The following is a 21,616-nucleotide window of genomic DNA, read 5'->3' on the forward strand; positions in this document are numbered from 1 at the left end:
GCACGCCTCTGGCCAGCAGAGGCGCGGCCGGGACAGTTCTACAGAGGGCAGAGCATGGTCTGCACCTTGATATGGGGATGGCTTTCCAGAGGTTCCCATTCATCGATGAAGACGAATCCCTGCTTCAGATAGAAGTGTGCGGCTCTTGCGTTCTCGGGGGCGACGTCCAGATACACGCACTCATGGCCCTGGTCTCGCCCACGGGATTTCACCGCGTCCACCAGCTTCGCGGCCACGCCGCTGCCCCGTGCGTCGGGGGCTACCCACATGCCGATCAAGTTGTAGCGGTTCGCGCCACTGACTGCGGCACCAATCATTCCCACCGGCTGCTGGTCCTTGAAGGCCAGCCAGAATTGGCTACCGGTTGACGAGGCGCGGTCCTGCCACTGCTGGTCACTGTAGTTAGCGGCAGTCTGGTAACTCACGCCAAAGGCAGTCGGGGTGTCCTGAAGTGCCGCGAGACGAACGCGCTTCAACAGCATCCAGTCCCTGGTTTGCGTCAATCGAATGTCCATGATTTTCCTGAAGGTGGGTGAAGACTCAACAACTCGCTAACTGGCTCAAGGACATACAGCGAGCTCCAAAGTGGCGGTAAACCCAGCTCCTCCATGTAGGAAGTGAAACAGTTGAACGGCTCGGTAGCCATGACCTCGGCAGTGAGCCACAGCGACTCGCACTCTTGGCAAACGTACAGAATCTCCTGCGTTGCCCGCACTTGAACCTTGGTCACTTCGCCTTGTTCACATTCGGGACAGAGCATTTTTTTAGCCCCCAAATGGGCGCGGAGTCTATCACTGACCAGGGTGCACGCTGCCAGCAACGAAGGTCTGTTTCTGCTCAGAAACCCGCCATGCAGGACGGTGCTTTCGACCCCGTGCGGAGCGGGCCTTTTCTGCAGCGCATCCCAGGTTCCGGTCGCATAAATTTGAAATGCCCGGCATTGCCCGCCAGAATCGCCCCCCGATCCGGCCCTGGCTGGCGGACGTTCGTGGTGAAAAGGGGCAGCAGTTGAAGCAACAGACATTGTCCATGCGCCTGGCGCGTGTGGCGGCGCATGTGCCGGCCGGCGCGCGGCTGGCCGATATCGGCTCGGATCACGGCTACTTGCCGTTGGCCTTGATCAGCCGCGGCGCCATCGTTGCAGCGGTGGCCGGGGAGGTGGCGTTGACGCCGTTTCGCTCGGCCCAGCGCGCGGTGCGCGAGAGCGGCATGGAGCAGCAGATCGACGTGCGCCTGGCCAACGGTCTGGCCGCGATCGAACCGGCAGACGGGATCACCGCGATCAGCCTCTGTGGCATGGGCGGCGAGACTATCCGTGACATCCTCGACAGCGGCCAGGCGCGCTTGAGCGGTGAGGAGCGTCTGATCCTGCAACCCAACGGCGGCGAGCAGCCGTTGCGCCAATGGTTGATGGAACATGACTACCAGATCCTCGCCGAGGAAGTGCTGCGAGAGAACCGCTTCGACTACGAAATCATCGTCGCCGAGCGCCTCGGGCCGGTGCAGTACAGCGCCCGGGAGCTGTACTTCGGCCCGCTGCAGATGCAGGCCCGCAGCCCGGCGTTCCTGGCCAAGTGGCAGCGCCTGCTGCGGCTGAAGCAGCGCACCCTGGCCAATTTCACTCAAGCCCAGGCCGTGCCCGAGGACAAGGTGCAAGAGGTCGTCCGCCAGACGCAATGGATCAGCGAATTGCTGGCTTGAGCCGGCGCTTCAAGTGGGCCGCAATGTCCGGGACTCAGCGAGAGGGCAGGGGGATCGTGCTCTCAGATCGAACGCTGGTTGACCCGGGCCATGAGTTGCTCGGCGCTTTCCTTGCGCTCCGAGTAGCGATCCACCAGGAACGCTTGCTGGTCCCGTAGCACAAGGGTGAACTTCACCAGCTCCTCCATCACGTCGACGACCCGGTCGTAGTAGGCCGAGGGTTTCATCCGCCCCGACTCGTCGAATTCCAGGTAGGCCTTCGGCACCGAGGATTGATTGGGGATGGTGAACATGCGCATCCAGCGGCCCAGCACCCGCAGCTGATTGACCACGTTGAAGGACTGCGAGCCGCCGCACACTTGCATCACCGCCAGGGTCTTGCCCTGGGTCGGGCGCACGGCACCGAGCTCCAGGGGAATCCAGTCGATCTGTGCCTTGAACACCGCCGACATTGCGCCGTGGCGCTCCGGCGAGCACCAGACCTGGCCTTCGGACCATTGCACCAGATCCCGCAGTTGCTGAACCTTGGGGTGGTCCACGGGAGCGTCGTCGGGCAGGGGCAATCCGGACGGATCGAAGATCCGGGTTTCGGCACCCAAGTGCTGCAGCAGGCGCGCGGCTTCTTCGACCAGCAGGCGGCTGAACGAGCGCTCCCGGGTCGAGCCGTACAGCAGCAGGATGCGCGGTTTGTGCTCGGGCCTGGCGTGCTTGCCATCGAGCAGGGAGAGGTCGAGGTTGGGCAGGTGTTCTGACAGGTGTTCTGACATGTAGCCTCCGGCTCAGAGTGTGCCGATACGGTTCAACTCGTGCTGCAGTTGCTCACGGCTGAGGTGGTTGAAAGGCAGGCCCAGGAAGGCCCGGCAACGCAGCTCGATGTGCGCCAGGGTGGCGCGGAAGGCGGCGTCGACGCAGGCTTCGTCACCCCGGACGTCGGAGGGATCTTCCAGGTTCCAATGGGCCTTGAGTGCGGGGCCGAAGTACACCGGGCAGGCCTCGCCCGCCGCCTTGTCGCAGACGGTAATCACGATGTCGGGCGGGTTGTCGGCGAAGGCGTCGTTGCCCTTGCTGTACAGGCCGGCGGTGGCGATGCCGGCCTGCTCCAGGGTGGCCAGGCTGCGGGGCAGCACCTGACCTTTGGGAAAACTGCCGGAACTCAGGGCCGCAAATCCCTCGGACGCCAGGTGGTTGAACAGGGCTTCACAGAGGATGCTGCGGCAGCTATTGGCCGTGCACATGAACAGGACTCGCATGGGTTGCTCCTTCCGCTGCGGCGGACGTCAAAGGCTCTTTGGGTAGCGGATTCAGCAACAGGCAGCAGCGCGGACCGGGCGTCCATCCATGTTCTGCAGGCGCGCAGCGTTGTCCTGGAGCCAGTGGGCGTTGGCGTGCAGGGTCACTTGCAGGATCTGGTGCACCCAGGCGGGTAGCTCCGGATTCAGGCGGTAGTAGACCCACTGCCCCTGGCGGCGATCCAGCAACAGGCCACTGCTGCGCAGTTGGCCCAGATGGCGGCTGATCTTCGGCTGGCTGTTGTTCAGGGCGCACATCAGCTCGCAGACGCACAGTTCGCCCTGGTGCGCGATCAGCAGGGTGGTGCGGGCGCGGGTTTCGTCGGCAAGACTCTTGAATACGTCGGCAGGCGTCATCATGGTGCTGGCTTGAATATATGGGAAATCGAATATACGGAAATCCATATGTTTCATGCAAGCCATGGGAGTAGCAAAGCCCGCTGTTGCCGCCCCCGAGCAGTCCAGACCCGCAATGAGCGCCCGCACTTGCCATTTGCCAGCATCTTGTCGGTGTCGAAAGCCTGCCTTTATGATCGTCGCGTCATGCACGACGCCGCCGACGCAGTCCGCGGTTCTCTACAGGCTCACAGGGACGTTCAAGCGATGAAAATCACGATCAAGGCCGGTTCGCTCATGCAAGGCTGCTTGGGCAAAGGCCTGGCAGGCCTGCTGTTGTCCACCTTCACCCTGGCGGCGCCAGCGCTGGTCCAGGCCAAGGAGGCACCGATTCCTCCAGGCGCGGTGCTGGCGGTGATGCAGAACGTCGAGGTTCCCGCGGCGAATGAGGAGGTGGAGCTGGAGGACGGTGTCACCGCCACGTTCTGGTACGGCAAGGAGCTGGACTTCGACGGCAAGCATTACTACGCGGCGTTTGTCTGGCATACCCGGGACAGTGCCGCCCGCCAGGGCGAGGATTTTGCCGCGCCCGACGTCCAGGTGCGGCTGGCCGATGCCACCTTCGAACTCACTCATCCAGGCCAGACGCCGGCCTATTCCATACTCAGTATCGAGCGCAAGATCGGCTTCTTTGGCGGCCGGGAAAAGCCCGAGGAAGTGGACACCAAGCGCCAGGCCCTGGAACACCGCACTGCCGACGGGCGCCTGCTGTTGGCGGTGCCCACGGCCACCTTTGAGGACGGTATTGTCACCAAGGGCTACACGCTGTTCGTGTTCAACCCGAACAAGAAACCCGAAGACGACGGCTGGATCTGGTCCCATGTCGGCCAGGTGCGCACCGGCGAGGACAATTCGGCGGCCTGCGACGACGGCGCGGTGATGCCGTGCATCGGCAGCGACGGTGAGCTGAGTTTCGTCGCCGGTCAGGAGTCGCTGCCGCAGGTGCAGGTCAAGGTCAGCGGCACCACCTTCCAGGGGCCGGAAAAAGTCCGTCCGCTGGTGGCGGCCGACAACCTCACCTATGTCTATGACAGCAAGACCCAGCAGTACATCAGTCACTAGGTTGCGCCGAGGCTTCAGCGAGGCCGGCCGCTGAGCGGGTCGTGCTACTCAGGCATGGGCATCAACGCCGATCCTGGCCTGCAGCCAATCCTGGTAGAGCAAGGGGCTGTCCGTGGACTGGCCGGCGTTCCTGGCGATGAGGGTCTTGCCGTCCAGGCGGCCGATTTCCATCAGGTATTGCAGGCCCTTGAGCACGTGGGTGGCGTCGCTCTTGTCGAGCGATGCCACATCGGGCAGTTCGACGCTGTTGCTCTTGTCGTCGAAGGTCGCCCAGGTAGGGGTGGTTCTGTATTGGGCTATCAGCTTTGCGTTCGAAGCCTGCGACTCCAGAAAGTTGGCGTCGATCTGCGCCTGGATTTGCGGCGTTGCGTTTTCGACTTGAATCTTCATGGACTTCACCGTGCCACTCTCCAAAGCCCGGGTGATTCCCTTGAGGCCCATAGCGACGAGTGACGTGGTGCTTGAGATGCTTCCTGTCATGTGACGACTCCCTGGTTAGTAGCGGCAGACGGAGCAAAAGTCGGGCCATGATCCGGCAGTCTTGTGCTGTGCCGTTCTGTGCGGTGTCCGTGGCGTTGCCGGGACAGGGCCGTGGCAGGGGCTGGCCGAAGCTGGCAAGGGATTGCCGTTGGGGGTTCGGGGGCCGTTCATGCAATGCCAATCCATTCTTGAAGAAAAACTCGAACTGACTCCACAATCAGCGCACAGTGACCGGCCCTTCTTGCACCACTCCCGACCGCAGCCATCATGATCCAGCACCCCGACTCCCCCTCACTCGCCACTCTGGCCAGCTTGATCGCCCGGCACACCAAAGCCTCCGGTGATTTTCCCACTCTAGTGCCCAACCTCACGTTGCACCGGCGCGCCACGGCAACGGCGCCCATTCCCTGCATCTACAGCCTGGGCCTGGGGGTGATCGCCCAAGGAGGAAAACAGGTGCTGCTGCATGACTCGGTGATCGATTACCGGGCCGGGCAGGGCATGTTGACCAGCATCGACCAGCCGGTGGTGGCGCGGGTGTCCGAGGGTTCGGTGGCCGAGCCCTTCCTGGGCATGATGCTGACCCTGGATATGCACCAGATCCTGCAAACGGCTGCGCAAATGCCGCCGCCGCCCCCGTCCCGGGCCAGCGGTTATCGGACAGTGGTGGTGGATGAGCTGCAGCCGGGGCTGCTCAGTGCGCTTGAGCGTCTGCTGGGGCTGTTGGACGAGCCGGCCTTGATTGCGCAGCTGGCGCCGCTGATCCAGCAGGAGATCATCGTGCGCCTGTTGGCCGGGCCCTACAGCCTGGTGCTGCAGCAACTGCTGGCGGTGGGCTCGCCGACCCAGCAGATCTTCAGGACCGTGGCCTGGCTCAAGCAGAACTTCACCCATCCATTGCGGATCGACGACCTGGCGCAGCGGGCGCATATGAGCCCGTCCTCTTTCCGCCAGCATTTTCGCGCGATCATCGGCGTCAGCCCGTTGCAGTTTCACAAGCAGTTGCGCCTGCAGGAAGCCCGGCAGTTGATGCTCAGCCAGAACCTCGACGTCGGTCGTGCCGCCGGGTTGGTGGGCTATGAAAGCGCTTCGCAGTTCAGCCGTGAATACAGTCGGGTGTTTGGCGCGCCGCCACAGCGGGATATCCGGCGGATGCGCGAGACCGGTTGAGGCCGGGACGTACGCAATCGTCTCCTTGGCAAAACAGGCAAGCTTGTCGTTGGAATAGGCAAAGTCTGGTGGTGCGGCATTTCTATACTGGGGCCCAGCGACGCAGCAGCCCATCAGGGCCCACATCGATCCAGACAAGCCCGTCCAGCGCGGCTCAAGGAGCACGGTCATGAGCACTACCATCCAGCACGTCACCTACCGCAATCTCGGTTGGGACACCGCCGCAGACATCTACCTGCCTGCGGACTTCGACCCGAGCAAGGCTTACCCGGCCATCGTCAGTACTCACCCCATCGGCAGTTGCAAGGAACAGACCTCCGGTAATGTCTATGCCGCCGGGTTGGCCCGGGCCGGCTTCATCGCCATTGCCTTCGACGCCAGCTTCCAGGGCGCCAGCGGTGGCCAGCCGCGCTATATCGAAGACCCGGCGATTCGTGTATCGGACATCCGCTTTGCCATCGACTACCTGTTGACCCTGCCGTATGTCGACCCGGAACGCATCGGTGCCATCGGCGTCTGCGGAGGTGGCGCCTACACCATCCATGCGGCGATGACCGACTACCGGATCAAGGCCCTGGCCTCCATTACCGGGGTCAACTTCGGTCGCCTGATCCGCGAAGGTTTCAGCAACTTCGATCCCGTCAGCGCCCTGCACGCCATGGCCAAGCAACGCACCGCCGAGGCCCGGGGCGAGGCGTGTCATGTGATCAACTACCTGCCGGCGTCGACAGCCGAGGCGCAGCAGAACGGCATCAGCGATATCGACGTCCTGGAAGCCACCGAGTACTACAAGTCGCCCCGTGGTCAGCAACCCAACGGCGCCACCAGTGGCCTGTTTTCTTTCAACAGCGCGGCCTTTGGCTGGGATGCCTTCCTGCATGCCGAAGTGCTGCTGACCCAGCCGCTGATGGTGGTGATCGGCGACAAGCCCGGGGGCTTCGGCGCCTATCGCGATGGCCTGGAAATCCATGGCCGTGCCGCCTCCAAAGACAAGCATCTGGTGGTCGCCGAAGGCTGGTCCCACTACGACCTGTACGACCGCGACGAACCGGTGGCGCTGGCCATGGCGCAATTGCTGCCGTTTTTCCAGAAATACCTGTAAGACGCGCGCCGAAACGGTGTCCCAGCCGCCTCAGTCATGGGGCGGTGTCGAGCGTCGGTGCCCGAGCCGCTTGCGCTAGCGTCCGCAGGCGATGGCATCGGTTATGCTGGCGGCCCATGAACCGGAGCAGAGGCACAGAACATGACGCGCCTGCAGTGGCTGGAAATTGATGTGCGTGACCTTGGCACGGCCAGTGAACTGCACCTGGCCTTGCGTGATGCCTTGGGTTTTCCCCAGTGGTATGGCTGTAATTGGGATGCCTTCTGGGATGCCATTTCCGGACTGGTGGACATGCCGCTGCAGTTGCGGATCAGGGGCTGGCACAGCCTCTCTCAGCGTTTGCCGGACGATGCGCGACTGCTGGAGCAATGCCTGCTGCGCTTGCAAAGCCAGTACCCGGCATGGGCTGCGGACCTGCAGTTCGATTGAACGAAGATGCAAAAAAGGGGCGCTTGGGCAATTTACTAATCCCGCGCGATCCTCTATAAATTTCCCCTTCGGCGCCGATTCTTGCGGCGCCACCGGGTGATAACAGGAGGATGCTATGTCACCGTTAAACGTGTAACCCCAACGCTTTGCCCCATCGCCACACCCTCGCTTGAACACCTCGAAACACGCTGGTCCCAGCGCTGGCTGGAAGAGGGCACCTACGCCTTCGATCGCAGTGCCACCCGGGACGCGGTCTACTCCATCGACACACCGCCACCCACGGCCTCGGGCTCATTGCACGTCGGCCATGTGTTCAGCTACACCCACACCGACATCATCGCGCGCTTTCAACGCATGCGCGGCAAGGCCGTGTTCTACCCCATGGGCTGGGACGACAACGGTTTGCCCACCGAGCGCCGGGTCGAGAACTACTACGGCGTGCGCTGCGATCCCCAGGCGCCTTACCAGCCGCAGTTGCAGCCACCGGCCCGGGTCGCCGAGCGGCGTGCCGACTATGCGGCGATCAGCCGGCGCAACTTTGTCGAGCTGTGCCACCGCTTGACCGCCCTCGACGAGCAGGCCTTTCGCAGCTTGTTCATGCAGTTGGGCCTGTCGGTGGACTGGGGCCTGACCTACGCCACCATTGATGAGCGTGCGCAGCGGGTCAGCCAGCGCGCCTTGCTGCGCAACTACCGGCGCGGCGAGCTCTACAGCCAGCAGGCCCCCTGCCTGTGGGACCTGACCTTCCAGACCGCCGTGGCCCAGGCTGAACTGGAGGAACGGGAGGTGGCGGGGGCGTATCACGACCTGCGGTTCCAGGGCATCGAAGGTGAGGATTTATGCATTGCCACCACCCGCCCCGAATTGCTCGCGGCCTGCGTGGCGCTGGTGGCGCATCCGGATGACCCGCGTTACCAGAAACGCTTCGGCCAACTCCTGCGTTCGCCGTTGTTCGAGGTCGAGGTGCCGTTGCTGGCCCACGCCCTGGCCGATCCGCAGAAGGGCAGCGGGCTGGCGATGGTTTGTACCTTTGGCGATCTGACCGATGTGCTCTGGTGGCGCGAACTGCAGTTGCCCACCCGCTCGATCATCGAGCCGGACGGTCGGCTGCTGGCCCAGGCGCCCGATTGGCTGACCACGCCGGGCGCGCATCAGGCCTATGAGGCCCTGGCGGGGTGCAGTTTGCCCCAGGCACGCAAGTTGATACTGCCGATGTTGCGTGAATGTGGCGCTTTGCTTGGCGAACCGCGGCCGATCCGGCACGCCGTGAAGTTCTTCGAGAAGGGCGACCAGCCTCTGGAGATTGTCGCCACGCGCCAGTGGTACTTGCGCAACGGTGGGCGCAGCGCTGAACTGCGCCAGCAGTTGCTCGGCCGCGGCCAGTCCCTGGAGTGGCATCCGCCGTTCATGCGCAGTCGTTACGAGCACTGGGTCGGCGGCCTCAATGGCGACTGGCTGATCAGCCGCCAGCGGGTCTTCGGCGTGCCGATTCCGTTCTGGTATCCGCTGGATGCCCAGGGTGTAGCGGACTACGCCAGGCCGATCCTGGCGGACGAAACCTCACTGCCGGTGGACCCGACCCTGGACACGCCAGCGGGCTACCGCCCCGAGCAACGCGGCCAGCCCCATGGCTTTATCGGCGAGCGCGACATCATGGACACCTGGGCCACCAGTTCCCTGACCCCACAGATCGCCGCCGGCTGGGAGGAGGACGAGGATCTGTTCCAGCGCGTCTATCCCATGGATCTGCGACCCCAGGGCCACGACATCATCCGTACCTGGCTGTTCTCGACCCTGGTGCGCAGCCATTTCGAAGCGGCCGTCGTGCCCTGGAGGCACGTGGCGCTGTCGGGCTGGATCCTTGATCCGGACCGCAAGAAGATGTCCAAATCCCGGGGCAATGTGGTCACGCCGCAAGCCTTGCTGGAGCAATACGGCAGCGATGGTGTGCGCTATTGGGCGGCCCTCGGGCGCCCGGGCAGCGACACCGCCTTTGAAGAACAGCAGATGAAGATCGGCCGGCGTCTGGCGCTCAAGCTGTTCAACCTGTCGAAGCTGGTTTTCGCGGTGCCGGGAGACCCCGAAGGCCGTGTCGATCAGCCATTGGATCAGGCCATGCTGCAGCGCCTGGGGGCGGTGACCCTGGACGCCCAGGTGGCTCTGGAGGGCTACGACTACAGCATCGCGCTGATGGGCATCGAGGGCTTCTTCTGGTGGTTCTGCGATGACTATGTCGAGCTAGTCAAGCGTCGTGCCTATCGGCCCGAGGGGCACTCGGCGCGCAACGCCCTGGCGGCGGCCTTGAGTGTCCTGCAACGCTTGTTCGCACCGTTTCTGCCCTTTGTCTGCGAGGAGGTCTGGCGTTGCTGGCAGCCGGGTTCGGTGCACCGGGCCAGCTGGCCCGAGGCGCAGGCGGCCGAGGACTTTGTCGAACCGCTGCTGGAGGCGGTCAGTGCCACGCTGGCCGCCATTCGCAAGGCCAAGTCCGATGCCCGGCAGTCGATGAAGGCCGCGGTGGCGCGCGTTGAGCTGGTGGAGCGCGGGCCGCTGCTGGAATCCCTGCAATGCGCCCGACAGGACCTGATCGAGGCCGGGCAGGTCGCCAACCTGGTGTTCATTGACGGCGCGGTACGGGAAGTGCGGGTCTGGTTGCAGGATTGACGGCAATGATCCGGGGCCTGCCCGCGAGAGGACGTTGCAGTCCTTTCGCGGGCAGGCCCCGGCCTCACTTTCCCGAGCGTTGCAAACCCATTACCTTGCACGTCGTGGGCGGTTTAACGGCAGGAGAAGTGCGTGAATATCAAAGACAATCCGCAGGATTATGGGGACCTCAAGCGTGCCGTGGGCTTGCTGGAGTCACCCTCGCTGACGGCGCGCCTGTCCGGCGTGCTCGGCTCGCCCATTGAAAGCGCGGTCAAGGCCTTGCCCAACTGGGTGTCCGGAAAAATCAACGATGCGGTGGTGGCCGCGCTGCAGACCTCCGCCGATGCGGCGCTGTGGAGCCTGGAAAACACGCCAAAAAAACAGGCCTCGACGCTGCTGCACAAAGTCTATGCCGCCACCTCCGGTGCGGTGGGCGGGGCTTTTGGTTTTGCCGCGCTGTTTGTCGAGTTGCCCATCTCCACCACCATCATGATGCGCTCGGTGGCCGATGTGGCCCGCAGCGAAGGCTTCGACCTTAACGACCTGGCCACCAAGCAAGCCTGTATCGAGGTGTTCGCCATGGGCGGCAACAGCCAGGCCGATGACGCCACGGAGACCGGCTACTACCTCACCCGCAGCTTCACCACCCAGGCCATGCAGCAACTGTCCAAGGAACTGGCGGCGATTGCCGCCAAGCAGGGGGTGGGCGCGGCTGGCAGGTTGTCGCCGGGGCAGGTGGGCAAGTGGCTGGCGCTGTTGATCGAGAAGGTCGCCAGCCGTTATGGCGTGACCATCTCCAGCAAGTTCGCGGCCCAGGCGGTGCCCGTGATCGGCGCCGTTACCGGGGCCACCATCAATGCGCTGTTCACCGATTTCTACCAGGACATGGCCCGGGGGCACTTCACCGTGAAGCGCCTGGAGCACAAGTACGGCTTTGAGCAGATCAAGAGCGAGTATGCGCAGCTCATGGGCAAGCCGCTGGCAGGCTAGGGCGGGGAGTGATATGAGCGACTTTCCCGTTATCCGCACCCCGCGCCTGATCCTCAGGGAACTGTGCCCGGCCGATGTGCCGGCGTTGTTCGCCATTCACAGCGACGCCGATGCGATGCAGTGGTTCGGCACCGATCCAATGACTGATGACCAGCAGGCCGAACAACTGCTGGCCCAGTTCGCCAGCTGGCGGAGCTTGCCCAACCCGGGCGTTCGCTGGGGCATCGAGCGCCAGGCCGAACCCGGCCTGTTGGGCACCTGTGGCCTGTTCAAATGGAACCGCCCGTGGCGCAGCTGCGCCATCGGCTTCGAGCTGGCGCGTGCAGCGCAAGGGCAGGGGTTGATGACCGAGGCGCTGGAGGCCATCCTCGACTGGGGCTTTGCCCACATGGCGCTGAACCGTATCGAGGCCCAGGTGCACCCGCAGAACCTGGCGAGCCTCAGGTTGCTGGAGCGGATGGGCTTTGTTCGCGAAGGGCTTTCACGGCAGGCGGGGTATTGGCTGGGGGCTCATCATGATCTGGTGCAGCACGGGTTGTTGAGGGCCGACTGGCTCAGTCTGGCGCCGCTCGCCGCAAGTCCTGTGTAGCCCAATAGCGCGAGTATCAAGCGGGCGCTGGCAGCTTCAGCGGTTGCCCGGCTTCGGCACATCGCAGTCCTGGACGGGCTCCAGGTGGTGGTAGGAGGGGAAGACCTTCCTGTTGCTGATCTTCAAGCCTGTGGGTTGCGCGAGCCCTTGGGTTTTACTGGAGTCCCAGGTCCGACGTTCGCCGCAATAGGTATGCACCACCTCAGAGTTGTCCCAGAACAAGCGCTCCAGCAGGGCTTCGTACTCGTCTAGCCACGCATCATCGAAGATGTAACTGCCTTTGGGGGAGGTGGCGAAGTGCATCATATGCCCGTAGTAGCAATGCCCCCGGCTGTTTGGTAGCACGCTGAAAAGCGCCCTGGTGATCTGCGCCCCCGTTACTGGCAGGCTTTGCAGCACCGCGCGATTGTGCGCTTCGGCAGCCGGCGAAGGGTCAAAGCAGTGGATGTAGCCGTACAGGTTGCCGCTCATGGGGTCAGATGCCTGCGTCGTGGGTTGGAAGTGGTCGATCAATGCAGCCTGTCGCGTAATGCCTTGAGGGCGGCATCCCGGTGCCAGGTTTCGACCCCAATGGCAATCGCCCCGGTCGCTTCAGGAACCATCTCGACGCAGGTCGCGATGCTCTGTTGTGCGAGCAGTTGCTGCACCACCTCAAGGTGCCGGCGTATGCCGGTGAACCAGTGACGCTGTTCATCGGTCAGCAACCGGATGGCCTCGGGATAGGAGCAGCCGAGCTTCTGTCGCAGGTTGATCATTGCCGGCTTGTCGTCACGACTGAATGCCGGGGTCAGTACATAGCACTGGCCTGCTGCGGCACGCAGGTCGTACTTGTCTTGCAGGTACTCTTCAACACTGAAGCAGTTGGCGACCGTCTCGATTTCTCCGCTGAGTACATTGACCAGATGGGCATTGACGCCGACATAGCAGTATTGCGTCATGCCGTGCACCACATAGTCCTCACTGTTGCAGCGCACCGCCCAGTAATCACCCTTGGCGGACAGCTCGCAGGATTGAATGGCAAAGCGTTCGGGCTTGCCATCCCTGAGGGTGCCGTCATGGAGGGCAAGTACGGCATTGCAGGCTTGTTGTGCGGATAGCATCGGTCCGTGATCTTCGACAGTGAGTGTGGTGCTGTTTTTTCGTCCTGCTGTATACCTCGTTGCTGTTCTATAAGCCACAGTGCTGCGAATGCCGGTCAATCCTTATCCTGCGGTGGATTATTGCGCCACAGTTGTGTAAAAGCCCTCGCTTGTTCAGCTCCGTGACCCTGCCAGTTTTCCAGGTGCAAGCCAATGAAACCCAATGCCGAACTCCGGTTGTTTGCCGTCCCCCTGTGCGGCGGGCTGATCTATGCCGTCACCAAGGGGTTGGTCAATGGCTGGAATGCTTCACAGCTGTTCTCCGGGTTTGTGTATGGCAGTGTCATCGCCATTGTCCTGGGTATTCCTCTGTTGCTATGGGGTGACCGACGTTGCCCGGCGCTGCCCGGTCGACATTTTTTCAGCAGCCTGGTGCAGGCCTTGGCGGCCGCGGTTCTGCTGGGGGCTTCAACGAGGCACTTGCTGTTGGCGGTGCTGGGCGGGCTGGCGCTGGGGGGGCTTTTTACTCTGCTGGTGCGCGGGATCGAGGCATTGCCGGTTGCCGGTGAAGGGCCAGAGCGCCAGGGATGGTCACGGGTGCTGATGGTGCCACTGTCAGGTGCATTGACCCTGGGCAGCATCGCTACGGCGCTCTATCCCAAGGGCGTGGAAAGCCTGCCGATGTTTTTCTTCGGCGGGTTGATCGGCGCGTGGCTGAGTGTGCTGGTCTGTTGGCCGATGCTGTGGCTGGTGGAGCGGGTACTGGTCACCCCTTGGCGCTACGTGATCGGTGGCGGCCTCAGTGGTCTGGTGGTCTGGCTGCTGTCCGGGGCACAGGGGTTGATGGTCAATCCTCAGGGCTGGTCCGCGGGGCTGGGCTTCTGGGTGCCGATGCTGACCCATGGTTTCTTTCCGTTCCTGCTGATCGGGCTGTTGAGCGGGATGCTGATGACGGCCTGCAACCGGATGCTCCAGCGCAGGAAGACTGGCCCCGGTTGAATTCGGTGACCTTGCCGCCTTCTAGATACTTCGATGGGGCAAATATGATAGCGTTGCGCCACTTTTACCCTGCCGATCAAGGGATTTTTCGTGCGTCGATTGCTCAGTCGCCTATCAACCGTGTTTGCCGGACCCTCGGATGAGTACTGGGACCAGAAAGCCACGGAGTTGACCTATTTGGGCAAGCTTCATCGTGGTGAGCTGGAGTTTGAGCAGAGCCGCCCGGGCCAGAGCCTTCAAGAGCGCGCCATCGCCGCCGTGGGACCGGTGAACTTTACCGAGCTGCTGGCTGAGCTGGAGGTCGATACCGGCTACAGCACCTTGACGGCGGCGCAGATCAGCGGCGCGGTCGGCATCGGTATTGCGGGGGTGGTCTCGGCGTACATGACCAATCTGCACGCCGACAAGCTGGAGGAGCTGTTTCTCAAGTTGCATGAGTATTTCAAGCCGGAAGGCACCACCAGCCCCCTCGACTATCGGACCGGCGCCAAGCATCGCTACATCTTCGGGCATGACCTCAATGTGTTCCAGAAGCTGCCGGACGACTACACCTTCGGTGGCGAGTCCGTAGGCGGCAAGACTCTCTATTCTCTGGTCGTCGATTACATCGAGGCGGGGTACCCGGGCGCAGGACCGGTGCTCAAGCACCTCAAGGCGATTGCCCATATTCTTACCCATTGCCTCAGCGACCTTCCCACCAAGGATGGTCTTCCCCTGCCGTTCAGCTCCCTGTTCACCCAGTGGGTGAAGGATGAAAGCAAGGCGTCCGGCTACAGCGCCTCGAACCCGCTGATGGATGCCCTGGGCAGGGAGTTCGGTACGATCAATGCGGCGGATATCAGCTCCTACGCCACCATCAAGCTGCTGTTGAGCGGACGGCACGCCATCGCTTTCTACAAGTCCGATGTGACCCAGGAGGACAAGGACCTGCACCTGGCGCTGATGAGCACCATCGCCTACGGCACGGGGTTGATGATCCAGATGTTGCTGCTGGTCGCCGGGGCAGGGGGGCGTACGGGCAAGATGAACTACCTGATTGCCGGGCCTTTTCTCTGGAATGCCGGCAAGTCGACCTTGATTACCCATCGTCAGCACCAGCGAGTGGTGATGGACTACGAGCGCTCCATCCGCCTGCTTGACGATAAAACCACCACCTTCGATGACTGGATCAGAGTTCAATGCCAATGATCGATCATGCCGAAAATGCCGATACCGAATATCACTTCGAGTCGTCGGACGAGTACTGCTCTCCCGATCTCGTGGAGCAGGTTGCCCAAGCGCTGAAGCAGAACATGAGCCTGACGGCGGCCGACCTGGCTCAGTTGGCGACCATCGTGCACCTGGAGCGTCTTCGCCACGACTTTGCCCACAGCGGGCAAAGTCTTGCCGAGCATGGCAAGGAGATTCAGCGGCTGCGCAACGAGTTGATTGAGCATCACCACCGCGAGCCATTCGACAACGGCAAGCTGGAAAAAGCCTTCTACAAGGCGTTGAACAAGGCTTACGGCTATGTCGGATAAAGTCGTCCGGGGCCTGTTCATAGCTGCGGGCGCCATCGTCGTCAGTTGTACGTCGGGGCTGATGGGCAAGCTCGCCTCCGACCATCGAGAGCGCAAGCGCAGAAGCCGGCTCGATGAAACCTTGAACAAGATGGAGGCCAAGATGGCAGCGGACAAACAGAACCGGGGAACTCCTTGATGGCGATTGTGGTAATAGGACTGTTTTTCCTGATCCTGGCCATTGTGGTGTTCAGCACGGTCTTTTCATTGCTTGAAAAATCACGCATCGCCAAACACGAGCAGATGAAAAAGGCCAAGGCCAAGACCTTCAGGAAAAAATAGGTAGCGTTTTGAAATTCCCTCCCATCCTCCATGTCCACTTCGAAGATGACGCGCTCTGCCTGAGCTGGGCCGACGGCCTGGTCCTGCGCCAACCCTTGAGCCGTTACAGCCAGCTGCAAAGCGCCACACCCGAGCAGCGCGCGGATTTTCGGATTCACCCGCATGGGATCTCGGTGTCCTGGCCGCACCTGGGAGACGCGGATGTCGGCATCGATGCCTTCGACTGGATCTGGGAGCACCTGTGCCGGGAATCCATGGGGCGACTGCAGGCTCTGGAGTGGCAACTGGAGCAATTGCCAGAGGACGATCAGTTGATCGTGGCGCTCTGGCGCCTGGAAGCGGACGGTTACAACGGGGGCTTCCTGCAGTTCTTCTGCAACTGGGGCGAGCATTGCTGCGAGCTGGCGCTCAAGGCGCTGGTTGCCATTGGCGCGCGTAGCACCCATGCCGTGGTCAGCCGCCAGCGGCAGTTGATCGGGCCTCTTGACGATCACCCGCAACTGCAGCGGCTGTGGGACATTCCCGAGCTGCTGAGTGACGAGCAATATGAGCTGATCGGTGGCGAGCTGGACGAGCAATTGTGGTCGGCGATGGAGGAGGTGCCGACGCTGGCGGTAAAGTATTTCTACGCTGGCTGATGCTCATTGCGCCATGTTCTAATGCCGCGCCTTGCCCCCCTTTGAATGGACTTCATCCCTTGGCTGAACCCCGTATCCGCGCCCTGGCGCTGTGTGTCTTCCATCACCAGGGCAAGATCCTGGTCAATCAGTTCGTTGATGCCGACACGCAACAGATGCTGTTCCGGCCGCTGGGCGGTGGGATCGACTTTGGTGAGCACAGCGCCCAGGCCATTGTTCGCGAAGTGCAGGAGGAGTTGGGGCAGTCGATCAACAACCTGCGGCTGATCGGCACTCTGGAAAGCCTGTTTGTGTACGACGGCAAACCCGGCCATGAAATCGTCCAGGTGTACGACGCCTGCTTCGAGGATGCGACGGTCTATCAGCGCGCTCAACTTGACGCCCAGGAAAGCGACGGCGCGCCCTTTGTGGCCCGCTGGCAGGGCAGCGCCAGTTTCACCGAGCATACGCCGCTGGTTCCCCAGGGGTTGGGCGAACTGCTGAAGAACGCCGGCTTGCTGGACTGACCGGGCTCCGGCCGCGATTGGCCGCAGGCGCCCGGCCGCGGCCTTGATTCACGAAACACCCCGCAACGCATCCGGCGCCTGATCGGCCTCGGCCTATGTCATTCGGCAGATGTGCGCGTTCACCTGCTTCTCGATACTCAAGCCTCCCTGGCACAGCCCGCCGTGATCACGGCTGGCGGGTTGGCCGTTGTTCGAGTAGTGGAGTGATGCATGCGTAAATTGACCCTTCTGAGTACCAGCCTGCTGTTGTCTGCCCTGGCCGTTTCCACGGCCCAGGCCTTCGAGGCTGGCGACATTATTGTCCGCGCCGGCGCGGTGACGGTGGACCCGCGTGAGAGCAGCTCCAGCGTCAAGGTCGATCGCGGCGCCCTGGCCGGCACCAGCCTGGGGGGCAAGGCCAGCCTGGGCAGCGATACCCAATTGGGCCTGAACTTCGCCTACATGCTGACCGATAACCTGGCGGTGGAACTGCTGGCGGCGACCCCCTTTGAACACAACGTGAGCCTCAGTGGCACCGCTGGCGGCATTGCCGATGGCAAGCTCGGTTCCCTCAAGCACCTGCCGCCGACCCTGAGCCTGCTGTACTACCCGATGCACAGCAAATCGGCGTTCCAGCCCTATGTAGGGGCGGGGATCAATTACACCTGGATCTACGATGAAAAGGTCGGCAGCCGGGCTTCAGCCGCAGGCTTCGACAACTTCCGCGCCGGCAACTCCTGGGGCTGGGCGGCACAAGTGGGCATGGACTACATGCTCACCGATCGGCTGATGCTCAACGCACAGATGCGCTACATCGACATCAATACCGATGCCTATGTGAACAACAGCCAGCTTGGGGTTCGCTCCAAGGTCAATGTGGATGTCGACCCGTTCGTGTACATGGTGGGCTTGGGCTACAAGTTCTAGGTGCTGAGCCGGGGCGCTGCGCCGAGGTCCAGCGTCCCTGGCCCGGTCAGCGTTTTTCAAGGGAATGTTTTAGTGGCGCCATGGTCGACTCGATATGGCCCGCTCATGACCCGTCGGTAGTCGCCTACGAGCCCGTGCGCCGGCCTCGGTGCGCGGCGCTGTGGCTCAATGGCTCAGGGCTGGCGCTGACACAGGGTCCATGACTTGTTGGAAGAGTCGATCATGCACTTCATCGCAAGGTTTACCTGCTACGGTCTGATGCTCTATATCGCCCAGCTCCTGGCCGCCGAGCCGCAATCGGTGGTCCAGGAAGTGGCCAAGGACAAGGCTCAGGTCCTGGAGCAGAAAGTCGCGGACAAAGAGAGCCCCAAGGCCGAGCCCCAGGCGGCAGCCATCACCAAGCCTGAAGTCCAGGCCGTTGACCCCGCCGGCCAGGCACCGGTGGACGATGCCATCACCTGTCTGTCGCGAACTCTGTATTGGGAAGCCAAAGGAGGGGAGTCTGCCGATATGGAAGCGGTGGCCGATGTGGTCATGAACCGCCTGGGCCATGAGGGGTTTCCGTCTACCGTGTGCGAAGTGGTCAAGCAGGGCTCGGAAAAAAGTCCGTGCCAGTTCTCCTGGTGGTGCGACGGTCGCCCGGATCAGGTGCAAGAGGAGGGGCGCTATAGCCTGGCCAAGGAGATTGCGCGCAAGGCGCTGAATCAGCAGCTCCAGGAGCGCACCGGCGGCGCCCTGTACTTTCACGACCGCAGCGTTTCACCGCAGTGGGCCAAGAGCTATATCAAGACCACCGAAATCGGCCATTTCCTGTTCTACAAACCCAAGGATCTGGCGGCGCACTAATGGCGGATCGAGCAGTCAGGGTACTTGCGGGTATTGATCGCAGATCTGGTGCCAACTGGCTTTCATGGCCACGCAATGGTGCTTCTGCTTGGGGGCCGTGAATGGTGTGTCCAGGGTGGCGATGGCGATTGAAATCCACTCGGCGTATTCGCCTTGCACATTTTGCCAGAACAATGATGAGCCACAGTGGCAGCAGAACTGGCGCAGTACGCCGGGGGAGGACTCATAGCCCTTGAGGGCTGTGCCGGCGTCGCTGACGTGCAGATTCGCGCGCGGGGTGCTGGCGTAGGAGGCAAAGGCCGCGCCATGGCCTTTCTGGCACTTGCGGCAGTGGCAGTGGGTGACGGCTTTCAGTGCGCCGGACACTCGGTAAGTGACTGCGCCGCACAGGCAACTGCCTTGATGGGATATTTGCATGTTGTGAGGGATTCCGAGGTTTCAGGGCCATTCGCGCTGGAACCAGTCCAGTTGGGGGTTCAGAGTGGACGGGGACAATCAGGTCGAGGCCCGGAGGATGTACAAATGCGCGCTGATGCTCAAGTGGGCAGTGCCGGCTTCCCAGGAATGTCTTGTCGCATTACTGAGCGACGGTAAGCTGTGGCGGGTGACGGGCAACCTCTGGGGCTAGAGATCCGTCGCCTGTCTATTGCGCAACATGTCGAGGGAAGAATCATGCTGCAGGCATTGGAAAACAAGGTTCCGCCCCCGCTGGTGGCGCTGGTGTTCGGCGGGCTGATGGGCGGTGCATCGCTGGGGCTGCCGGGACTTGACCTGGCATGGGGCACACGCCTGTTGTTGGCGCTGCCGCTGATCGGGGCGGGGCTGCTGTTCGTTCTGGCGGGCGGGGTCTCGTTCCGGCGTGCCCGGACCACGGTCAATCCCTTGAAACCCGAAGCGGCCTCAGCGTTGGTCACGTCAGGCATCTACCGCTACACCCGCAACCCGATGTATGTCGGCTTTGCCCTATGGTTGCTGGCCTGGGGGCTGTACCTGGCCTCGCCCCTGGTGCTGCTGGGCGTCCTGGGGTTTGTCCTGTACATGAACCGCTTGCAGATCGCTCCCGAAGAACGGGCGCTCGGGCGGTTGTTTGGCGCGGATTTTGCGGCGTATCGACAGCGCGTGCGGCGCTGGCTCTAGGTCGCACGCCTCTGTGCTTGCGGCAGAGGCGTGACGGTTGTCTCAAGCCGCCACTTGCGCCTGAATCTGCAACTGGCCATCCACTTCGCGAGTCAGGCCGCTGGCGACGAACAGCGGCACCAGCAGCTTGTGCAGTTCGGGCTCGACGAAGTCCTTGATCGTCGCCAGGTCCAGCTCGCCGCTCACTGCAAGCTCGATCTTGGTGAAGGACAGCCAGGCTTTCTTCAGGGCCAGCAGTACGTCGCTGCCAGCGGTGCTGGCGAAGCGGCGGTGGGCCACGCGGCCGGCGAAGTTGAAGCTGTGCTGGTATTCATAGCCGGTTTCGTCACCCTGGCTGGCAACGCAGCGGCCACAGGTGCAGGGGCCGTCGGCGAAGGCGGCGCGCAGGTAGCTGTTGAAGTCGACGATGGGCTTGAGGGCCAGGCGCTTGTCGACTTCGAACAGGTCACCGGTCATTTTTGCTTCACTGCTCAAGGTCAGGTTCCTCAGGGTCGGGCGGTGTATTTCCAAGGGGCGCACCATACCAGCCGGATCGGCGCACGGGTACTTTTCTGGCGCTGAGCGGCCTGCCACATCACGGCGTGCCCTTGGGCAAGGCCGATGGTGCCCTGCATATGTTTGCCTGCATGCGTCAGCCGTCATGTGTGTCGCCGCGCCGGTCGATCATTCTCCGGCAAGCGTCAGATAGCCGCGGATGGCGCGCATGACCCGGCGCTCCAGGTCCAGGGCGTCGGTTTCACCTCGCTCACCTGCGGCATCGATCATGCCGTGGGTCAGGGCGAACAGGTCGTGGGCCACCGTGACCACGTCATCGAGCACCCAAGGTGCATCGGCCAATTGCAGGGCCTGCACCAGGGTTTGATGAATGACCTGGGCCACTCGCTGATGGCGCTCTTGCAGCGGCAGCCGGCGCTCTTCGAAATCGATCACTCGGGCCAGTTCCGGCCGGCGCAACTGGTGGGCCACTGCGGCCTGGACCATGGCGCGGATGCGCTCCAGGGCGCTGCCGTGACTGCTCGCGTCGTGGACATCGCTGAGCAACTGCGCGGTCTCGCGCTCGATCAGCGCCACCGTCAGGGCATCGCGGTTGGGAAAGTACTGATACAGCGAGCCGATGCTGACACCGGCCCGTTGCGCCACGGCGTTGGTGGAGCAGGCGGTGAGTCCCTGGGTTTCCAGAATGCGAGCAGCCGCTTCCAGAATAGCCTCGACGGTGTGCGCCGAACGGCGTTGGCTCGGGGTTTTACGCGGGGTCAGAGGAGGGCTGGCAGGGTGTTTTGACATAGCGGCAATGCGAGTTTCAAAGGTGAGTGATGACTCGTATTCTGCTTGGGCAAGCAGCACTCATCAACCCTTTGTCTGTCAGGAGTCAACACCATGTCTGTCACCGTGCTCAGCGTATTCATGCTGGTAAAAACCACCCCGGAGTGGTTGGGGTTTCCGGTCGAGGAGCGCTTTCGCCTGTTGCGTACCCAGATGGAGCCGATTCTGCAACGGCATTCGGCCGAAGTATCGCTGCGCTTCTTCGATATCGAGTTCTACTCGGCGCGGGTCACCGATCTGTGGCTGTGGGAAGCCAGCAGTCACCATGCCTATGAGCTGTTGGTGGAGGAGTTGCGGGAGACGCCGTTCTGGGACCGCTACTTCTCGATAGTGGAAATCCTTCCCGGCGTGGAGAACGCCTATGCCAAGAACTATGAGCAGCAGCCCTTAATGGCGTCCTGAGTCGTTTGCGTCACTGAACCAGGCACCCTCCCGGATTTGCGGGAGGGTTTTTGCATTGGCGGCTCATCAAACGTATCCGCCCCAGGCC

Annotated in this window: 29 protein-coding genes; 19 read left to right on the plus strand and 10 right to left on the minus strand. The window is 62.5% G+C overall.

Going from position 1 to position 21,616, the window contains the following annotated elements; all coding sequences use genetic code 11:
- Positions 1–38 precede the first annotated feature (38 nt).
- Positions 39–515 carry a GNAT family N-acetyltransferase gene (locus KHO49_RS26350; RefSeq protein WP_213666108.1) on the minus strand — a complete coding sequence of 159 codons (477 nt, stop codon included), beginning with the start codon at positions 513–515 and terminating at the stop codon, positions 39–41.
- Between the two features lie 493 nt (positions 516–1,008).
- Between KHO49_RS26350 and KHO49_RS26355 the strand changes: the two genes are divergently transcribed.
- Positions 1,009–1,701, plus strand: a complete 693-nt coding sequence (locus KHO49_RS26355) for a tRNA (adenine(22)-N(1))-methyltransferase (protein ID WP_283777127.1) — start codon at positions 1,009–1,011, stop codon at positions 1,699–1,701.
- Between the two features lie 62 nt (positions 1,702–1,763).
- On the opposite strand, the gene arsH is transcribed toward KHO49_RS26355, so the two are convergent.
- The 3 genes from arsH to KHO49_RS26370 are packed head-to-tail and all read right to left on the minus strand — an operon-like array spanning position 1,764 to position 3,350.
- Positions 1,764–2,456: an arsenical resistance protein ArsH gene (gene arsH / locus KHO49_RS26360; protein WP_102864577.1), complete on the minus strand. Its 693-nt coding sequence runs from the start codon at positions 2,454–2,456 to the stop codon at positions 1,764–1,766.
- 24 nt (positions 2,457–2,480) lie between these two features.
- Positions 2,481–2,951: an arsenate reductase ArsC gene (locus KHO49_RS26365; RefSeq protein WP_110652986.1), complete on the minus strand. Its 471-nt coding sequence runs from the start codon at positions 2,949–2,951 to the stop codon at positions 2,481–2,483.
- A gap of 51 nt (positions 2,952–3,002) precedes the next feature.
- Positions 3,003–3,350: a metalloregulator ArsR/SmtB family transcription factor gene (locus KHO49_RS26370; RefSeq protein ID WP_213666109.1), complete on the minus strand. Its 348-nt coding sequence runs from the start codon at positions 3,348–3,350 to the stop codon at positions 3,003–3,005.
- Between the two features lie 243 nt (positions 3,351–3,593).
- Here KHO49_RS26370 and KHO49_RS26375 point away from each other — a divergent pair, with 243 nt between their 5' ends.
- Complete coding sequence (locus KHO49_RS26375; protein WP_170003719.1) at positions 3,594–4,448, plus strand: hypothetical protein; 855 nt, start codon at positions 3,594–3,596, stop codon at positions 4,446–4,448.
- Positions 4,449–4,496: 48 nt separating this feature from the next.
- Here KHO49_RS26375 and KHO49_RS26380 read toward each other — a convergent pair whose 3' ends face one another.
- Positions 4,497–4,838, minus strand: a complete 342-nt coding sequence (locus KHO49_RS26380; protein ID WP_249735863.1) for a hypothetical protein — start codon at positions 4,836–4,838, stop codon at positions 4,497–4,499.
- Between the two features lie 357 nt (positions 4,839–5,195).
- On the opposite strand from KHO49_RS26380, the gene KHO49_RS26385 reads away from it, so the two are divergent.
- The 6 genes from KHO49_RS26385 (at position 5,196) to KHO49_RS26410 (ending at position 11,851) form a co-directional block, all read left to right on the plus strand.
- Positions 5,196–6,098 carry an AraC family transcriptional regulator gene (locus KHO49_RS26385; RefSeq protein ID WP_110595859.1) on the plus strand — a complete coding sequence of 301 codons (903 nt, stop codon included), beginning with the start codon at positions 5,196–5,198 and terminating at the stop codon, positions 6,096–6,098.
- 169 nt (positions 6,099–6,267) lie between these two features.
- On the plus strand, positions 6,268–7,200 hold the full coding sequence (locus KHO49_RS26390) for an alpha/beta hydrolase (protein ID WP_213666110.1): 933 nt from the start codon (positions 6,268–6,270) through the stop codon (positions 7,198–7,200).
- 141 nt (positions 7,201–7,341) lie between these two features.
- Entirely contained in the window at positions 7,342–7,629 is a 288-nt protein-coding gene (locus KHO49_RS26395) for a barstar family protein (RefSeq protein WP_213666111.1), read from the plus strand.
- A 96-nt stretch (positions 7,630–7,725) separates the two neighbouring features.
- Positions 7,726–10,290, plus strand: coding sequence for a valine--tRNA ligase (gene valS / locus KHO49_RS26400; RefSeq protein ID WP_213666112.1), 2,565 nt, complete (start codon positions 7,726–7,728; stop codon positions 10,288–10,290).
- Positions 10,291–10,422: 132 nt separating this feature from the next.
- A complete protein-coding gene (locus tag KHO49_RS26405; RefSeq protein WP_213666113.1) occupies positions 10,423–11,262 on the plus strand; it encodes an EcsC family protein in 840 nt (279 codons plus the stop codon).
- 13 nt (positions 11,263–11,275) lie between these two features.
- Positions 11,276–11,851, plus strand: a complete 576-nt coding sequence (locus tag KHO49_RS26410; RefSeq protein ID WP_213666114.1) for a GNAT family N-acetyltransferase — start codon at positions 11,276–11,278, stop codon at positions 11,849–11,851.
- A 36-nt stretch (positions 11,852–11,887) separates the two neighbouring features.
- Here the strand turns inward: KHO49_RS26410 and KHO49_RS26415 are convergent, their stop codons facing one another.
- Together KHO49_RS26415 and KHO49_RS26420 are read right to left on the minus strand one after the other, a co-directional pair.
- Complete coding sequence (locus KHO49_RS26415; protein ID WP_213666115.1) at positions 11,888–12,322, minus strand: hypothetical protein; 435 nt, start codon at positions 12,320–12,322, stop codon at positions 11,888–11,890.
- A 38-nt stretch (positions 12,323–12,360) separates the two neighbouring features.
- Entirely contained in the window at positions 12,361–12,951 is a 591-nt protein-coding gene (locus KHO49_RS26420) for a hypothetical protein (RefSeq protein WP_249735866.1), read from the minus strand.
- 192 nt (positions 12,952–13,143) lie between these two features.
- Here KHO49_RS26420 and KHO49_RS26425 point away from each other — a divergent pair, with 192 nt between their 5' ends.
- The 9 genes from KHO49_RS26425 (at position 13,144) to KHO49_RS26465 (ending at position 18,666) form a co-directional block, all read left to right on the plus strand.
- Positions 13,144–13,929, plus strand: coding sequence for a hypothetical protein (locus KHO49_RS26425; protein WP_213666116.1), 786 nt, complete (start codon positions 13,144–13,146; stop codon positions 13,927–13,929).
- 90 nt (positions 13,930–14,019) lie between these two features.
- Positions 14,020–15,117 carry a hypothetical protein gene (locus KHO49_RS26430; RefSeq protein ID WP_213666117.1) on the plus strand — a complete coding sequence of 366 codons (1,098 nt, stop codon included), beginning with the start codon at positions 14,020–14,022 and terminating at the stop codon, positions 15,115–15,117.
- Complete coding sequence (locus KHO49_RS26435) at positions 15,114–15,449, plus strand: hypothetical protein (protein ID WP_110652994.1); 336 nt, start codon at positions 15,114–15,116, stop codon at positions 15,447–15,449. Before KHO49_RS26430 ends, KHO49_RS26435 begins: the two co-directional genes overlap by 4 nt.
- Positions 15,439–15,627: a hypothetical protein gene (locus KHO49_RS26440; RefSeq protein WP_102864243.1), complete on the plus strand. Its 189-nt coding sequence runs from the start codon at positions 15,439–15,441 to the stop codon at positions 15,625–15,627. Before KHO49_RS26435 ends, KHO49_RS26440 begins: the two co-directional genes overlap by 11 nt.
- Positions 15,627–15,770 (plus strand): hypothetical protein, encoded by a 144-nt coding sequence (locus KHO49_RS26445; protein WP_180988597.1) that lies wholly within the window; start codon positions 15,627–15,629, stop codon positions 15,768–15,770. The genes KHO49_RS26440 and KHO49_RS26445 overlap by 1 nt, the downstream gene beginning before the upstream one ends.
- An 8-nt stretch (positions 15,771–15,778) precedes the next feature.
- Positions 15,779–16,408 carry a DMP19 family protein gene (locus tag KHO49_RS26450; protein ID WP_213666118.1) on the plus strand — a complete coding sequence of 210 codons (630 nt, stop codon included), beginning with the start codon at positions 15,779–15,781 and terminating at the stop codon, positions 16,406–16,408.
- A 59-nt stretch (positions 16,409–16,467) separates the two neighbouring features.
- Positions 16,468–16,914: an NUDIX hydrolase gene (locus KHO49_RS26455; RefSeq protein ID WP_213666119.1), complete on the plus strand. Its 447-nt coding sequence runs from the start codon at positions 16,468–16,470 to the stop codon at positions 16,912–16,914.
- Positions 16,915–17,124: 210 nt separating this feature from the next.
- The gene (locus KHO49_RS26460) at positions 17,125–17,820 is read left to right on the plus strand and encodes an OmpW/AlkL family protein (protein ID WP_102879926.1); all 696 of its coding nucleotides are present in this window, start codon (positions 17,125–17,127) and stop codon (positions 17,818–17,820) included.
- Positions 17,821–18,042: 222 nt separating this feature from the next.
- A complete protein-coding gene (locus KHO49_RS26465) occupies positions 18,043–18,666 on the plus strand; it encodes a cell wall hydrolase (RefSeq protein ID WP_213666120.1) in 624 nt (207 codons plus the stop codon).
- A 15-nt stretch (positions 18,667–18,681) separates the two neighbouring features.
- Here the strand turns inward: KHO49_RS26465 and KHO49_RS26470 are convergent, their stop codons facing one another.
- The gene (locus KHO49_RS26470) at positions 18,682–19,083 is read right to left on the minus strand and encodes a GFA family protein (protein WP_213666121.1); all 402 of its coding nucleotides are present in this window, start codon (positions 19,081–19,083) and stop codon (positions 18,682–18,684) included.
- Between the two features lie 258 nt (positions 19,084–19,341).
- Between KHO49_RS26470 and KHO49_RS26475 the strand changes: the two genes are divergently transcribed.
- Positions 19,342–19,803, plus strand: a complete 462-nt coding sequence (locus tag KHO49_RS26475) for a methyltransferase family protein (protein WP_170003784.1) — start codon at positions 19,342–19,344, stop codon at positions 19,801–19,803.
- Between the two features lie 42 nt (positions 19,804–19,845).
- Here the strand turns inward: KHO49_RS26475 and KHO49_RS26480 are convergent, their stop codons facing one another.
- Both KHO49_RS26480 and KHO49_RS26485 read right to left on the minus strand, forming a co-directional pair.
- Positions 19,846–20,325, minus strand: coding sequence for a hypothetical protein (locus KHO49_RS26480; RefSeq protein WP_502938010.1), 480 nt, complete (start codon positions 20,323–20,325; stop codon positions 19,846–19,848).
- 141 nt (positions 20,326–20,466) lie between these two features.
- Positions 20,467–21,087, minus strand: a complete 621-nt coding sequence (locus KHO49_RS26485) for a TetR/AcrR family transcriptional regulator (RefSeq protein WP_102879922.1) — start codon at positions 21,085–21,087, stop codon at positions 20,467–20,469.
- 93 nt (positions 21,088–21,180) lie between these two features.
- Between KHO49_RS26485 and KHO49_RS26490 the strand changes: the two genes are divergently transcribed.
- Positions 21,181–21,528 carry a darcynin family protein gene (locus tag KHO49_RS26490; RefSeq protein ID WP_249735867.1) on the plus strand — a complete coding sequence of 116 codons (348 nt, stop codon included), beginning with the start codon at positions 21,181–21,183 and terminating at the stop codon, positions 21,526–21,528.
- The last annotated feature ends 88 nt before the right edge of the window (positions 21,529–21,616 follow it).

Source organism: Pseudomonas sp. RC4D1, from assembly GCF_018390395.1.
Lineage (GTDB): Bacteria > Pseudomonadota > Gammaproteobacteria > Pseudomonadales > Pseudomonadaceae > Aquipseudomonas > Aquipseudomonas danubii.